The organism is Faecalibacterium sp. Marseille-Q4137 (genome assembly GCF_017377535.1).
GTDB classification, from domain to species: domain Bacteria; phylum Bacillota; class Clostridia; order Oscillospirales; family Ruminococcaceae; genus Faecalibacterium; species Faecalibacterium duncaniae.
In genome coordinates this window covers 59,911-73,678 of record NZ_JAFREK010000003.1, presented here as the reverse complement: position 1 = coordinate 73,678, position 13,768 = coordinate 59,911, and the positions used below count along the sequence as shown (strand labels likewise).

Here is a 13,768-nt window from a genome sequence, read left to right as displayed (position 1 = left end):
TTTCATACAATTTTAATAGTGTTCTTTTGGCTGTCCTGACATCTTTTGTTCAGGCCCGCCAACGCTGCTTTGTTTCTGCTAACCGCTTTTATTCGGTGATGTGTTTCTTTTGCCCGCTATGCTCCCAGCAGGCACTGCCACAGCAGCTCCAGCGCGCCGCCAAAGGTCAGCAGCGGGGCATCCGCGGCCGCTTTTACTTCGTATTCATTCAATAAGGTATCATCCTGAAAAATGCTCACCTTTCCCACTGTCTGCCCCTTTTCCACGGGGGCCTCCAGTGCCTCGGACAGGGTCAGCTCAGCCCGCAGGGCAGAGGCCGTTCCCTTCTCTATCAGGATCGTCTCGGGCAGGGCGGCGTAATCCAGCGGCACGCTGTCCTCGGCGCTGCCCTTTACGGCCAACGCCAGCGGGCGCTCCGGCAGGGTGGGCAGCGGGGCGGCGGCATAGTTGGCAAAACCGTAGTCCAGCAGGGTGGTGGCGGAGTGGAACCGGTCGGCGCTGGAGGGTGACCCCAGCACCACGGCGATCAGAGTCAGGCCGTCCCGGGTGGCGCTGGCGCTGATGCAGACCCCCGCTCCGCTGGTGGTGCCGGTCTTGAGCCCGGTGATGCCGCTGTACCGGCGCAGAAGCTTGTTGGTGTTCACCAGCTGGGTCTGGCCGTTCCGCAGGCTGTCTGTCCAGATGCCGGTATAGTGCAGCAGCTCCGGGCAGGTATTAAGAAGGTACCGGCTCAGGACGGCAACATCCCGCGCCGTGGAGAGATGGCCCTCGGTGTCCAGCCCGCAGGCGTTCCGGAATGTGGTGTTGGTCATTCCCAGCTCTGCTGCCCGGGCGTTCATCTGTTCCACGAACACCGGCTCGCTGCCGCCCACCAGCTCGGCCACCGCCACAGCGGCATCGTTGGCCGAGGAAACGCAGATGGCCCGCAGCATCTCATCCAGCGTGAACTGCTCCCCGGGCTCCAGCCAGATCTGACTGCCGCCCATGTGGTAAGCATGCTCACTCACCGGCACGGGGGTATCGAGGGTCAGTTTTCCACCGCGGATGGCCTCAAAGGTCAGCAGCAGGGTCATCAGCTTGGTGATGGAAGCAATGGGCATCCGCTCATCCGGTGCTTTCTCGTAGAGCACACGGCCCGTCTCCGGCTCTATGAGGATTGCCGCCCGGCATTCCAGCTGCAGCCCGCTGTTGGCCGGAGCCGCCGTCAGCATCGCCGGGGCATCCGCCTGCACTGCCGGTCCCGTTCCCCCAATGGCCACCCGCAGCCCGGCCCCCTGTGCCGTACCCACAGCCAGCGCAAACAGCCAGAAGCAGAGCACCCCCGCGCAGAGCAGGGCCAAATTTCTCCGTTCCATTCCTCGTACCTCCCCGCGTAAAGTCTCTGGTTGCATTCTATGCAAAAAAAGAGGGGTCAATGCCCTTTTCTACGGGAGGAAAATCTGCTATAATAGGAGAGTTTATAAACACTTTAGCTGGCTCACCCTCTCAGGCCGCTTCGCGTCCAGCTCTCCCAAAGGGAGAGCTTTTGACAAAACCAGTAACTTTGCATGGATTGCCAAAGCCTCGCCCTTCGGGAGAGGTGGCAGCGCGTCAGCGCTGACGGAGAGGGTGAGGCCGTTTATCTGAGAGGATCTTTATGCGAGTTTGTTTTTATACCCTTGGCTGCAAGGTCAACCTGAACGAGACCGGCGCGCTGGAGCAGATGTTCCGGGGCGCTGGCTTCACCATCGTGCCGGAGGGCGAAGAAGCGGATGTTTTTGTGGTGAACAGCTGCACCGTGACCAACTTCGGTGACCAGAAGAGCCGCAAGTGGCTGCGCCGCGCCAAGCGCGAAAATCCCGGTGCCGTGACCGTGCTCACCGGCTGCTATCCTCAGGCTTTCCCCGAGGAAGCTGCCCAGTTCATGGAGGCTGACCTCGTCTGCGGCAACGGAGACCGCAAGGCCATCCTGGACAATGTGCTCAAGCTGCTGGACGGCCACGAGCGTATCGTTGCCGTTACGCCCCACCAGCGGGGCGAGCTGTTTGAGGAGCTGCCCGTGGAGCGGTTCGAGACCCACACCCGCGCGTTTATCAAGGTGGAGGACGGCTGCAACCGTCAGTGTGCCTACTGCGTCATCCCCCGCGCCCGCGGCCCGGTGCGCAGCCGCGCCGAGGACAGCATCCTGAAGGAGCTGCGCCAGCTGGCCGCCTCCGGCTACCGCGAGGTCGTGCTCAGCGCCATTTCCCTGCCCAGCTACGGTCTGGACACCGGGACCAATCTGGTGGAGCTGGTGGAAAAATGCGCTCAGGTGGAGGGCATCCAGCGGATCCGTCTGGGCAGCCTGGACCCCGACATGCTGACCCCGGAGTTCATCACCCGGCTGGCAGCGGTGGAAAAGCTCTGCCCTCAGTTCCACCTCAGCCTGCAGAGCGGCTGCACCTCCACCCTGCGCCGGATGCGCCGGGTCTACACCGCGGAGCAGTACGCCCAGGTGGTGGACCAAATCCGCGCCGCCTATGGGGAGCGCCCTGTCAGCTTTACCACCGACTGCATCTGCGGCTTCCCCGGTGAGACCCAGGCCGACTTTGAGGAAAGCTGTGCCTTCCTCAAAAAGATCGGCTTCCTGAAAGTCCATGTGTTCCCCTACTCCCGCCGCAGCGGCACACCCGCTTATGATTTTCCGGCTCAGGTGCACGAGCGGGAGAAGCAGGCCCGCAGCCGCGAGATGAACGCGCTGGCCGAGGAGATCCGCCGGGAAGTGCTGGCCGCTCATGTCGGCTCCGAGGACGAGGTCCTGCTGGAAACCCCTCTCTCCGAGACGCTGTTCACAGGCTACACCCGGCTGTACATCCCGGTGGTGGTCTCTGCCCCCGGCTGCAAGAGCGGCGAGATCGTTCACGTCAGGCTGGGCGAGTACGATGGCGAGCGCGTCCGTGCAGCACTCTGCTAAAAAAGTTCGTTAATTCTTGTGCATCCTGTACTATTTGCTAATTCTTTAACATATTTGAAATTTTCTCTTTTCACGCAGGCCCGTTTATGTTAAAATGAATCTGGATATCTGGGTCGGAGCGCCGGTTGCAGCGGTGCGGTACCAGCCGGCCCGGAGCAAAGCAAATTCCGTCTGCCGCAGTCCAGTGTGGGACGGGATGTTTTCTGTTTCTGAACAAGGAGAGATTGGAATGAGTTTTAGAGGAATCAATACCACAGTCATTCAGATCCGCCGTCAGGTGTTTACCGAGGTTGCCCGCATGGCTTACGCCAACGTCAAGGGCGAGCAGGCCAACCACCTGATGCGCAAGATCCCCTACACCATCATCCCCGGTGAGGAAGGCAAGCTGCGCAAGGACATCTTCCTGGAGCGCGCCATCGTCGAGGAGCGCGTCCGTCTGGCCATGGGCCTGCCCACCCGCCGCATGGATGAGCACAACAGTGTGGTCTCGGGCCTTGAGGATGCTTCCATTGCCGATAAGTACTATGATCCCCCGCTGGTGAACGTGATCAAGTTCGCCTGCAACCGCTGCCCCGAGAAGCTGGTCAAGGTCTCTGACCTGTGCCAGGGCTGTCTGGCCCACCCCTGTATGGAAGTCTGCCCCAAGAAGGCCATCACCTGGGAGAGCGGCCGTTCCATCATCGATCAGGAAAAGTGCATCAAGTGCGGCCGCTGTGCCACTGTCTGCCCCTACAACGCCATCGTCAAGACCGAGCGTCCCTGCGCCGCTGCCTGCGGCATGGGTGCGATCCATTCCGATGAGCTGGGCCGTGCCGAGATCGATTACAGCAAGTGCGTTTCCTGCGGTCAGTGTCTGGTGAACTGCCCCTTCGGCGCTATTGCCGACAAGGGCCAGATCTATCAGCTGATTCAGGGCTTCAACCGCGGCGACCGCATCTATGCACTGGTTGCTCCCGCCTTCGTCAACCAGTTCCCCTCTCTGGCTTCTGCCGGTAAGCTGAAGGCTGCCCTGAAGGCCATCGGCTTCTGCGATGTGGTGGAGGTCGCCATTGGTGCCGACCTGTGCACCGTGGACGAGGCCCACGACTTCCTGGAGGAAGTTCCCGGGAAGCTGGACTTCATGGCCACCTCCTGCTGCCCCGCATGGAGCATGATGGCAAAGACCGCCTTCCCCGCTCTGGCCAAGAACATCTCCATGACCATGACCCCCATGGTGTTCACCGCCCGCATGATGAAGCAGAAAGACCCCACCGCCCGCATGTGCTTCATCGGCCCCTGTGCCGCCAAGAAGCTGGAGGCATCCCGCCGCACGGTCCGCTCTGACGTGGACTTTGTGCTGACCTTTGAGGAGCTGGCCGGTATCATCGAGGGCAAGGATCTGGACATCGATCTGCTGGAAGTGGATGAGAACGAGGCAGCACTCTGCTCCGCCTCTGCTGCAGGCCGCGGCTTCGCACAGTCCGGCGGCGTTGCCAATGCCGTTGCCAACAAGATCAAGGAATGGCACCCCGATATGGAGGTCAAGATCGCATCCGCACAGGGTCTGGCCGACTGCAAGAAGCTGCTGATGCTGGCCAAGGCCGGCAAGTACAACGGTTACCTGCTGGAGGGCATGGGCTGCCCCGGCGGCTGCATCGGCGGCGCAGGCACCATTGCCGACCCCGCACGCACCGCCATCCAGCTGAACAAGTATATGAAGGAAGCTCCCTTCACTGACCCTGAGCAGAGCCCCTATATGAGCGAGATCCACGTTCTGAAGGACGACCCCAATTTTGAACTGTAACCTCTCCGTCACCTGCGGCTTGCCTCCCCTATTACGGGATCTGGCGCAAAGAGCCTGAGAGGTTTTACAATATCCGCTTCCCGCACAGGGGAGCGGATATTTTTTCTACTTTTGATTTTATAAGTGAAATTTTTTTGTGAAAAACTCACGAAGCAGATTGACATATTATCGCTGGCGTGATATTTTGGCGTTGACAAACCCTGTGTTCTGCCCCAACAGGACACCAGAGCAGGCCGCACACGCGCGGCCAGGAAAGGTTGATCTTTATGAAAAATACATTCAAACGCTCCGGCGCAGCGCTGATCTCGCTGGTACTGCTGTTGGTGCTGGCTGTCAGTGCCGGTGCCGCCAGCAGCCAGAATGTCGGTGTGAAATTCTGGAAGGAACGCTCCGATAAGGAATCCATGGCCAACAGCGGCATCGATTCCAACCGCACCGCCACCCTCACCCGGCAGGCCAACGGCACTTACACCCTGACCCTGCCGGTCATGCAGGTATCCAAGCTGGGTGTCACCGGCTATCTGTCCGGCCTGACCATCGGTGATGTGACCTACGACGGCACCCTGACCGGTGATTTCAACAAGGCCACGGCGGTGCTCACCATCAAGAACCTGCCCGCCTCGGTGCTCACCGGCAGCGACGTGAATAAATCCGTCCTTGTGACCTGCAACATTCAGATGGACCTGCAGGTCCTGGGTGAGATCAACACCAGCGCCCGGATGTGTATCTGGAACCAGAAGTAAATGGCAAGCAAAAAGGCAGAGCCCGCGGGCCCTGCCTTTTTGTTTTTCCTCACAGGTCCATCCTGCGCTCCACGAGATCCGTGACCATGGTGTCCAGCTGGCTCATGGCGCGTTCCGCGCCCTTGGCCAGCTTGCGTGCGGTGCGCTTGACCTGCCGCTGGTTCTGTGCCATTGCCATGGTGCCCACGGCCCCCAGGGCCGCGCCTGCCGCCATGCCCAGCAGAACACTGCCGGAGGAAGGCTGACGATTTGTGTTTTTCATGTGGCTCTCTCCTTTCCACTGTGTGATTTTTTGCCGCTGTGGCTAGTATTTCCTGTAAAGAATCCGGTATGCGCTTTTTTTGTCCCGCAAAATGTGGTATACTGTATCATACGCTGAGAAGCTGGGCCCTGTGCGGCCCGTGGATGGCGCAAAGGAGGATCCTTTTTTGTTGAAACCGACTGAACCGAAAAAAATTCTCTGCATTCACGACCTCTCCGGCATGGGCCGGTGCAGCCTGGCGGTCATCCTGCCGGTGCTGTCCGTTATGGGCTGCCAGCCTGTGGCCCTGCCCACTGTGGTCCTCTCCACCCACACGGGCGGTCTGGGCACACCGGCACGGCTGGACGGTGCCGCCTACGGGCTGGCCGCTCTGAAGCACTACCGGGAGCTGGGTGTGGAGTTTGACTGTATCTACACCGGCTACTTAGGCGGCGAGGAGCAGGTGGCGCTGGCCGAAAAGGCGTTCGATCTCTGGCCTGCTGCCCGCAAGGTGGTGGACCCTGTGATGGGGGACAACGGCAAAGCCTACTCCACAGTGACCTCGGCTCTCATCGACCGGATGCGCGGGCTCTGCCGCCGGGCAGACCTGATCCTGCCCAACGCCACCGAGGCCGCCCTGCTGCTGGAGCGGGAGCCCCAGACCGACGCATTCGATGACGCTTCCGCTCAGGCGCTGGCCGACGAGCTGCTGACGCTGGCTCCCAGCGCGGTGGTCACCGGCCTCGCACTGGGCAAGTACATCGGCTGCGCAGGCTCCGGCCGCGAGCGCTTCGTCATCAAAAAACTGCACATCAGCCGCAGCTTCCCGGGCACGGGTGATCTGTACGGTGCCGTGCTCATTGGCTCGCTGATCCAGGGCAACGCCCTGAGCGCCGCTGCCGACAACGCCGCCGAGTTCGTCTCGCTGGCCATTCAGCAGACCCCCGCCGATCAGGACACCCGGTACGGTGTCTGGTTCGAGCCCCTGCTGCCCCGGCTCTGCCCGGTGAGCTGGAATGACTGAGGAGGCCGCCATGAGCGAAAAACCGACCCTGAACATCGTTCTGGTGGAGCCGCGTATCCCCCAGAACACCGGCAACGTGGCCCGCACCTGTGCCTGCACGGCCTGCCGCCTGCATCTGGTGGGGCCCATGGGCTTTGCCATCGATGACAAAAAGCTCAAGCATGCCGGGCTGGACTACTGGCACTACCTCGACATCAATTACTATGACGGGCTGGAGGATTTCTTTGCCCGGAACAAAGGCCCGTTCTACTACTTTACCACCAAAGCGCCCCAGCGCTACACCGACATCCAGTACCCGGACGGGGCCTATCTCGTGTTCGGGCGGGAGGATGCCGGCCTGCCTGAGGCACTGCTGGCGGCCAATCAGGAGCACTGCATCCGGATGCCCATGCGGGATACCTGCCGCAGCCTGAACCTTTCCAACAGTGTGGCTGTGGGCGTGTATGAGGTCCTGCGCCAGTGGGATTTCCCGGAGCTGCTGGATCATGGCCGCCTGCGAGAATACGAATGGAAATGAGGGACATTATGAGCAAGATTGCGATCCTGACCGATTCCTCCTGCGATATCCCGCAGGAGCTGGCCGAGAAGTACGGCATTGATATTATGGGTTTTCACATCCTGCTGGATGATGTAGACTATATCGAGCGTGAGAGCTGCACCAATGAGGAGTTCTACGAAAAGATGCGCGCCGCCAAGGGCATTCCCTCCACGGCTGCCATCACCCCCATCCAGTTCTGCGAAAAGTACTGCCAGTATGTGGACGAGGACTACACCGATGTGATCCATGTACCCATCAACCGCAGCGGCTCCTCCACCTACAACAACGCCGTGATGGCCCAGGGGATGCTGCGGGAGGAGCGCCCGGAGCACCACCTGCGGATCCATCTGCTGGACCCGCACACCTACTCCATGCCCTTTGGCTGGTATGTCTGCGAGATGGCACGCAAGCTGCAGAATGGTGCGGAGATCAGCCACGTCATTCAGGAGTTCGAGACCCAGATGGACAAGATGGAGATCGTTCTCGGACCTTACAGCCTGAAGCAGATGAAGAAGAGCGGCCGCATCTCTGCCGCCGCCGCTGTCATGGGCGAGCTGATGGGCATCCGCCCCATCATCACCCTGATCGACGGAAAGACCAAAGTGGAGGCCAAGGTGCGCGGCGATGACAAGGTCGTGCCCGCCATGGTGGAGCTGGCCAAAAAGCGCAGCGAGGGTGTGGAGGACTTTGATTATATGATCGGCCACACCAACATTCCCCAGAAGGATGATCTGATCAAGGCCTGCCGCAAGGCGTTCGGCAAAGACCCGCTCATCACCTTCCCGCTGGGCGGCGTTGTTTCCGCCAACACCGGCCCCGACACCATTGCTCTGGTCTACGTTGGCCACGCACGCTGAGTTTTTTCTGAGAACTGCCCGCCGCGGCAGTTCTTTTTTGTTTGCAGGCCGTTGCATTTTGCGGCAATTTGTGCTATACTCCCTTTTGCTGTGCTTTTGCGCGGCAACCTGAAAGAGCAACTTAGGATTTTAGGCTCCCCGGCGTGTCTCGAACCATGCCGGGCCAAACCCATAGGGCTGGCGGTCCCTGTGCGGTCAAAATTCATCCGCCGGAGTATTGTTATGAATCAGAATTTCACTGTCCGCAAACTGGCCCGCTGCGCTGTGGTCGCAGCTCTCTATGTGGTGCTCTGCATGGCGCTGCAGCCGTTCTCCTACGGTGCGGTGCAGGTGCGTGTTGCCGAGGCCCTCTGCCTGCTGCCCGTGTTCGGTGCCGAGTACATCGTGGGCGTAGTGCTGGGCTGCTTCCTGGCAAACCTGCTGGGCTCCACCATCGTGGATGTTATCTTTGGCACTCTGGCCACCCTGCTGGCCTGTGTTGTGACTTACAAACTGCGGAACGTCCGCTTCAAGGGTCTGGCCATCGTGCCCTCCCTGCCGCCCGTGCTCTTCAATGCGGTCATCATCGGCATTGAGATCGCCGTCATGTTCCCCGATCCTTCTTCCTCTGCCCCGCTGTGGCTGGCCTGCATCACCAACGGCATCTCCGTCGGCATCGGTGAGCTCATCAGCTGCACCGTGCTGGGCGTGCTGCTGGTGAAGATCGTGGAGACCAACACCTCCCTGCGCAAAGTGTTCCTGGAAGCCTGATCGAGCAGGCAGACAAGACAGATTCATAAGGCAAAGGCTTTTCCGTTGCTCGGCCTTTTTGCCCACAATATAGAAAGACCTCCTCTGGCTGTTTCCAGAGGAGGTCTTTGTTTTATCCGATCACTTGTGCTCCTGCAGCCAGCGCAGGGCCATATAGGCATAGGCCGCGCTGCCCTCAAAGAGGACGCTGTCATCAAACTTCACCTTGGGGTGATGCTGGCCGTAGGTGTAGCCCTCGTTGGCGTTGCCCGCCGTCAGGAACATGCTCACGGTGGGCACCTCATGGCTGACGAACGCGAAATCCTCGCTGCCGCCGCCGGGCTTGCCGCCGGTCATGGGGGTCATATCCATTGCACCCTTGCCCAGCAGCTCACCCATATAGGTCAGGGCGTTGCCGGCAAGCTCCTTGTCCACCACCATGCAGGGGCAGTAATCACTGAAGGCGATCTCGGCGGTGCAGCGGTAGGCCGTGGCCACCCCCTGCACGATCTCGGTCATCCGCTTGTGCAGCAGCTCCGTCACCGCGCCCTCGGGGTCGGTGGTGCGGATGGTACCCCACATCTCGGCGGAATCCGGGATGACGTTGGAAGCAGCACCGGCCTGGAAGCGGCCGGTGGTGAACACGCCAAAGCTGTGGGCATCCAGCTCCCGGCTGTTGATCTCCTGCAGGGCAATGTGGATGTGTGCCGCCGCCGTGATGGGGTCGATGCACTTTTCCGGCATGGAACCGTGGCCGCCCTTGCCGTGGACGATGATGTGATACTGCTCACAGCTTGCCATGGTGATGCCGCCGCAGGCAGGCACCAGCACCACACCGGCGGGAATGGGCATTCCGCCCAGCACATGGAACATGACTGCTGCATCCACGTTGGGGTTTTCCAACAGGCCGTTGGCGATCATATCGGGCGAGCCCTGGAAGATCTCCTCGGCGGGCTGGAACTCCAGCTTGACGGTGCCCTCGATCTCATCCTCGTGCTCCTTGAGCAGCTGGGCAGCACCCAGCATCATTGCCGTGTGCATATCGTGGCCGCAGCCGTGCATCTTGCCCGGCACCTCGGAAGCGTAATCCACGCCGGATTCCTCCTGAATGGGCAGGGCATCCATATCGCCCCGCAGCAGGATGGTCTTGCCGGGCTTTTTGCCGCCTGCCAGCGCAATGACACCGGCCTTGCCGCAATCCTTGGGCTCGTAGCCCATCTCGGTCAGGGCCTTTTTCACCAGTGCCTTGGTCTGGGTCAGATCAAAGCCCACCTCCGGGTGACGGTGCAGGGTGCGCCGCCACTCCACCAGCTGGGGTTCCAGCGCCTGGGCACGGCCCAGCAGTTCTTTTGCAGTCAACATATCAGTCAGCTCCCGTTCTGTTTGATTTTCAGCCTGCATGGACAGCCTGTTCAATGGAATTTTCCACCAGACTGTTCAGACTCATATTGTGGGCCATTGCAAAAATGACCGCCTGCTTGTGCAATTCCGGGGAAATGCGGACATTGAAGCTCCCCTTATAGGCACGTTCCGGTTCGGTATGGTTTTCCTCGCACAATGCCAGATAATCATCCACTGCACCGTGGAAATCATTTACCAGCTCTGCAGCGGTGCTGCCCTCATAAGAGATCAGAGCCCGGATCCCCATGACCTTGCCATAAAACAGGCCATCTTCCTCCGAGAACTCCACACTGCCAACATAGCCCTTGTACTCCATCGTGTTATTCACAGAAGTCCCTCCTGTTCCAGAATTTGAATCAATTGCTTGACCTGATATTCCAGCAGTTCTTTTCGGGGATGGGGTTTATGCATCAAGATTGGTGGATACTGTTCCGATACGAACACAATGCGGGAACCGCTGGTACGGCCCTTGTTGGAGCGCTCATACCCAAAATATCGCAGCAGGCTTTCGGCATCATCAAAGGTAAAAGTCTTTGGCTTGGCTTTCAGCCGCTCGATCAGCTTTTCTTTCTGCCCCATATCCTCATCCTACTTCCAGTATAGCACGTTTTTCTTTATTTGCAACTATTTTTAGTTGCAAGCTCAGTTTTCCCCGCCGTTGCTTCCTTCGGGGTGATACTGGGCGCAGGTGCATTTTTTCCACTTGAGGCCGCTGCCGCAGGGGCAGGGGTCATTGCGGCCGATCTTGATGACCCGGACAGGCTGGCCCTTGGGGGCACCCTTGACACCGGGCGCGCCGTTGCCGGGCACAAAGCCCTCGCCGGTGGGCTTGGCCACCTGCTCCCGTTTGGGGGCTGCACCGGCCTGCCGCACCTCAATGGTCAGCAGCATCTTGATGCTGGACTCACGGATGGAATCCACCATCTGGTCGAACATGTCAAAGCCCTCGATGCGGTACTCCACCACGGGGTCCTTCTGGCCGTAGCCGCGGAGGGCGATGCCCTGACGCAGCTGGTCCATGTTGTCGATGTGATCCATCCACATCCTGTCCACGCACTTGAGCAGGCAGATGCGCTCCAGCTCACGCATGACCGGTGCGCCGTACCGCACCTCCTTGGCCTGCAGGATCTGCATTCCGCGGTCGTAGAGCAGATCGGCGATGCCCTTCTGGGAGAGGCTGTCATAATCGGCCACAGTGTAGTGGAAGTCGGCATCGGTGGTCAGCCAGCCCTGATAGTGGCGGCGCAGGGCACCAAAGTCCCACTCGTCCTTCACATCTCCGGCCAGGAACTGCTTGCAGCTGGAATCAATGTTTTCCCGCAGCATGTTGTGCATCTCGGTGCTGATATCCTCACCGTCCAGCACCTTGCGGCGCTGGCCATAGATGATCTCGCGCTGCTGGTTCATCACGTCGTCGTACTTCAGCACGTTCTTACGGATCTCAAAGTTGCGGCCCTCCAGCTTTTTCTGGGCGCTCTCCAGCGTGCTGGTGATCATCCGGTTCTCAATGGGGGTATCCTCGTCCAGCTTGAGGGTATCCATCAGGCTGGAAACGCGGTCACCGCCGAACAGGCGCATCAGGTCATCTTCCAAGCTCAGGTAGAAGCGGGACGCGCCGGGGTCGCCCTGACGGCCTGCACGGCCGCGCAGCTGGTTATCAATGCGGCGGCTCTCGTGCCGCTCCGTACCGATGATGAACAGACCACCGGCCTTGCGCACTTCCTCTGCCTCGGCGCTGATGGCCGGCTTGTACTGGGCATACAGCTCCTCAAACCGTTTCCGCACCGCCAGGATCTTTTCATCGTTGGTGTCGCCGTGGCCGTCGGCTTCAGTCAGCAGGAGCTCCACCGCATTCGGGTCAGCATCCTGCGGCTTTTCGGGGTCGAGCAGGTTCTCACAGAAGTGTTCCCTGCGCATCTGGGCCTTAGCCATGAACTCGGCGTTGCCGCCCAGCATGATATCAGTACCACGGCCTGCCATGTTGGTGGCAATGGTGATGGCACCCTTTTTGCCGGCCTGCGCCACGATCTCAGCCTCGCGCTCGTGGTTCTTGGCGTTCAGGACATTGAAATCGCGGGTGTACTTCTGCAGCATTTTGGCCAGCGTCTCGCTCTTTTCCACGCTGACGGTACCCACCAGAACAGGCTGGCCGTTCTTGTGGCATTCCAGCACCTGCTCGATGACAGCCTTGTACTTGCCGTTGACGGTCTTGTAGACCGCGTCCGGGTAATCCTTGCGGATGTTGGGGCGGTTGGTGGGCACGGTGACGATGTTCAGGCCGTAGATCTCGGTGAACTCGGTGGCTTCCGTCTTGGCGGTACCGGTCATACCGGACAGCTTCTTGTACATGCGGAAGTAGTTCTGGAAGGTGATGGTCGCCAGCGTCTTGCTCTCGGCGGCGATCTTCACGCCCTCCTTGGCCTCAATGGCCTGATGCAGGCCCTCGTTGTAGCGGCGGCCGATCATCAGGCGGCCGGTGAACTCGTCCACAATGATGACCTCGCCGTTCTTCACGACATAGTCGATATCCTTCTGCATCACGCCGTAAGCCTTGATGGCCTGATCGATGTGGTGGGCCAGGGTCATGTTCTCGGCAGCGGCCAGATTCTCGACCTTGAAGTATTCCTCGGCCTTCTGGATGCCCTTGGCGGTCAGGGTGCAGGTCTTGTGCTTTTCGTCCACGACATAATCGCCGTCGGTCTGCTCATCGGTCTCCACCTTATCTTCCAGCTCGACCACCACACTCTTGTGCAGGGTGCGGACGAAGCGGTCCACCTGGGTGTACAGGCTGGAGGAATCCTCGCCCTTGCCGGAGATGATCAGAGGGGTGCGGGCCTCATCGATCAGGATGGAGTCCACCTCATCGACGATGGCAAAGGCGTGGCCGCGCTGCACCATGTTGTCCTTATAGGTCACCATGTTGTCGCGCAGGTAGTCGAAGCCGTACTCATTGTTGGTGCCGTAGGTGATATCGGCGTTGTAGGCACGGCGGCGGGCATCGCCATCGATGCCCTGCACGATCAGGCCGACACTCAGGCCCAGCCAGCGGTAGAGCTTGCCCATCCACTCGCTGTCGCGCTTGGCCAGGTAATCGTTGACGGTGACGATGTGCACGCCCTCGCCGGTCAGGGCGTTCAGGTAGGCGGGCAGGGTGGCCACCAGGGTCTTGCCTTCACCGGTCTGCATCTCGGCAATGGAGCCGCGGTGCAGGGCAATGCCGCCCATGATCTGCACAGGGAAGTGCTTCATGCCCAGCACACGCCAGGCAGCTTCGCGGCAGACAGCAAAGGCATCGGGCAGGATATCATCCAGCGTCTCGCCGTTTGCCAGCCGCTCTTTCAGGGCCGGGGTCTGCGCCTGCAGCTCGGCATCGGACATCGGCTGATACTTTGTTTCCAGTGCCAGCACCTTTTTGGTAATGGGATTGATCTTTTTCAGCTCCCGGTCAGAGAAGCTGCCAAAGAGTTTTTCAGCAAGGGACATTGTTACACCTCATCTATCAAAAATCGGGGCGGCAGGC

General features: G+C 60.1%; 13 protein-coding genes and 1 riboswitch. Of the genes, 7 read left to right on the top strand and 6 right to left on the bottom strand.

The window, feature by feature from the left end; all coding sequences use genetic code 11:
- Positions 1-116 precede the first annotated feature (116 nt).
- A complete protein-coding gene (locus tag J3353_RS02130; protein WP_207684012.1) occupies positions 117-1,355 on the bottom strand; it encodes a D-alanyl-D-alanine carboxypeptidase family protein in 1,239 nt (412 codons plus the stop codon).
- A gap of 281 nt (positions 1,356-1,636) precedes the next feature.
- Between J3353_RS02130 and mtaB the strand changes: the two genes are divergently transcribed.
- The 3 genes from mtaB to J3353_RS02115 all read left to right on the top strand — a co-directional run bounded on the left by mtaB (position 1,637) and on the right by J3353_RS02115 (position 5,458).
- Positions 1,637-2,932, top strand: coding sequence for a tRNA (N(6)-L-threonylcarbamoyladenosine(37)-C(2))-methylthiotransferase MtaB (gene mtaB / locus J3353_RS02125; RefSeq protein ID WP_207684011.1), 1,296 nt, complete (start codon positions 1,637-1,639; stop codon positions 2,930-2,932).
- Between the two features lie 229 nt (positions 2,933-3,161).
- The gene (locus J3353_RS02120; protein ID WP_207684010.1) at positions 3,162-4,715 is read left to right on the top strand and encodes a 4Fe-4S dicluster domain-containing protein; all 1,554 of its coding nucleotides are present in this window, start codon (positions 3,162-3,164) and stop codon (positions 4,713-4,715) included.
- A 266-nt stretch (positions 4,716-4,981) separates the two neighbouring features.
- Positions 4,982-5,458, top strand: a complete 477-nt coding sequence (locus J3353_RS02115; RefSeq protein ID WP_117505748.1) for a pilin — start codon at positions 4,982-4,984, stop codon at positions 5,456-5,458.
- A 49-nt stretch (positions 5,459-5,507) separates the two neighbouring features.
- Here J3353_RS02115 and J3353_RS02110 read toward each other — a convergent pair whose 3' ends face one another.
- Positions 5,508-5,720 (bottom strand): hypothetical protein, encoded by a 213-nt coding sequence (locus J3353_RS02110; RefSeq protein ID WP_005932932.1) that lies wholly within the window; start codon positions 5,718-5,720, stop codon positions 5,508-5,510.
- Between the two features lie 166 nt (positions 5,721-5,886).
- Here J3353_RS02110 and J3353_RS02105 point away from each other — a divergent pair, with 166 nt between their 5' ends.
- From J3353_RS02105 to J3353_RS02090, 4 genes are all read left to right on the top strand, one after another.
- Positions 5,887-6,723 carry a bifunctional hydroxymethylpyrimidine kinase/phosphomethylpyrimidine kinase gene (locus J3353_RS02105; protein ID WP_223453672.1) on the top strand — a complete coding sequence of 279 codons (837 nt, stop codon included), beginning with the start codon at positions 5,887-5,889 and terminating at the stop codon, positions 6,721-6,723.
- 10 nt (positions 6,724-6,733) lie between these two features.
- Entirely contained in the window at positions 6,734-7,240 is a 507-nt protein-coding gene (locus J3353_RS02100; protein ID WP_035394116.1) for a tRNA (cytidine(34)-2'-O)-methyltransferase, read from the top strand.
- Positions 7,231-8,118, top strand: coding sequence for a DegV family protein (locus tag J3353_RS02095; RefSeq protein ID WP_207684009.1), 888 nt, complete (start codon positions 7,231-7,233; stop codon positions 8,116-8,118). Before J3353_RS02100 ends, J3353_RS02095 begins: the two co-directional genes overlap by 10 nt.
- Positions 8,119-8,232: 114 nt before the next feature.
- Positions 8,233-8,333, top strand: a riboswitch (PreQ1-III riboswitch).
- A 7-nt stretch (positions 8,334-8,340) separates the two neighbouring features.
- Positions 8,341-8,868, top strand: coding sequence for a QueT transporter family protein (locus J3353_RS02090; protein ID WP_035394114.1), 528 nt, complete (start codon positions 8,341-8,343; stop codon positions 8,866-8,868).
- Positions 8,869-8,988: 120 nt separating this feature from the next.
- Here J3353_RS02090 and J3353_RS02085 read toward each other — a convergent pair whose 3' ends face one another.
- The 4 genes from J3353_RS02085 to secA form a co-directional block, all read right to left on the bottom strand.
- The gene (locus tag J3353_RS02085; RefSeq protein ID WP_207684008.1) at positions 8,989-10,209 is read right to left on the bottom strand and encodes a M20 family metallopeptidase; all 1,221 of its coding nucleotides are present in this window, start codon (positions 10,207-10,209) and stop codon (positions 8,989-8,991) included.
- A gap of 28 nt (positions 10,210-10,237) precedes the next feature.
- Positions 10,238-10,576 carry a type II toxin-antitoxin system HicB family antitoxin gene (locus tag J3353_RS02080; protein ID WP_097770847.1) on the bottom strand — a complete coding sequence of 113 codons (339 nt, stop codon included), beginning with the start codon at positions 10,574-10,576 and terminating at the stop codon, positions 10,238-10,240.
- On the bottom strand, positions 10,573-10,827 hold the full coding sequence (locus J3353_RS02075) for a type II toxin-antitoxin system HicA family toxin (RefSeq protein ID WP_097770846.1): 255 nt from the start codon (positions 10,825-10,827) through the stop codon (positions 10,573-10,575). Before J3353_RS02075 ends, J3353_RS02080 begins: the two co-directional genes overlap by 4 nt.
- 63 nt (positions 10,828-10,890) lie before the next feature.
- Positions 10,891-13,731, bottom strand: coding sequence for a preprotein translocase subunit SecA (gene secA, locus J3353_RS02070; protein ID WP_207684007.1), 2,841 nt, complete (start codon positions 13,729-13,731; stop codon positions 10,891-10,893).
- Positions 13,732-13,768 lie beyond the last annotated feature (37 nt).

Bases quoted from the DNA above. Each gene is read 5' to 3' on its own strand.
- J3353_RS02110 (WP_005932932.1), bottom strand. From the start codon at position 5,720: ATGAAAAACACAAATCGTCAGCCTTCCTCCGGCAGTGTTCTGCTGGGC.
- J3353_RS02095 (WP_207684009.1), top strand. From the start codon at position 7,231: ATGGAAATGAGGGACATTATGAGCAAGATTGCGATCCTGACCGATTCC.
- J3353_RS02090 (WP_035394114.1), top strand. From the start codon at position 8,341: ATGAATCAGAATTTCACTGTCCGCAAACTGGCCCGCTGCGCTGTGGTC.
- J3353_RS02115 (WP_117505748.1), top strand. From the start codon at position 4,982: ATGAAAAATACATTCAAACGCTCCGGCGCAGCGCTGATCTCGCTGGTA.
- J3353_RS02100 (WP_035394116.1), top strand. From the start codon at position 6,734: ATGAGCGAAAAACCGACCCTGAACATCGTTCTGGTGGAGCCGCGTATC.
- J3353_RS02130 (WP_207684012.1), bottom strand. From the start codon at position 1,355: ATGGAACGGAGAAATTTGGCCCTGCTCTGCGCGGGGGTGCTCTGCTTC.
- J3353_RS02120 (WP_207684010.1), top strand. From the start codon at position 3,162: ATGAGTTTTAGAGGAATCAATACCACAGTCATTCAGATCCGCCGTCAG.
- J3353_RS02075 (WP_097770846.1), bottom strand. From the start codon at position 10,827: ATGGGGCAGAAAGAAAAGCTGATCGAGCGGCTGAAAGCCAAGCCAAAG.
- mtaB (WP_207684011.1), top strand. From the start codon at position 1,637: ATGCGAGTTTGTTTTTATACCCTTGGCTGCAAGGTCAACCTGAACGAG.
- secA (WP_207684007.1), bottom strand. From the start codon at position 13,731: ATGTCCCTTGCTGAAAAACTCTTTGGCAGCTTCTCTGACCGGGAGCTG.
- J3353_RS02085 (WP_207684008.1), bottom strand. From the start codon at position 10,209: ATGTTGACTGCAAAAGAACTGCTGGGCCGTGCCCAGGCGCTGGAACCC.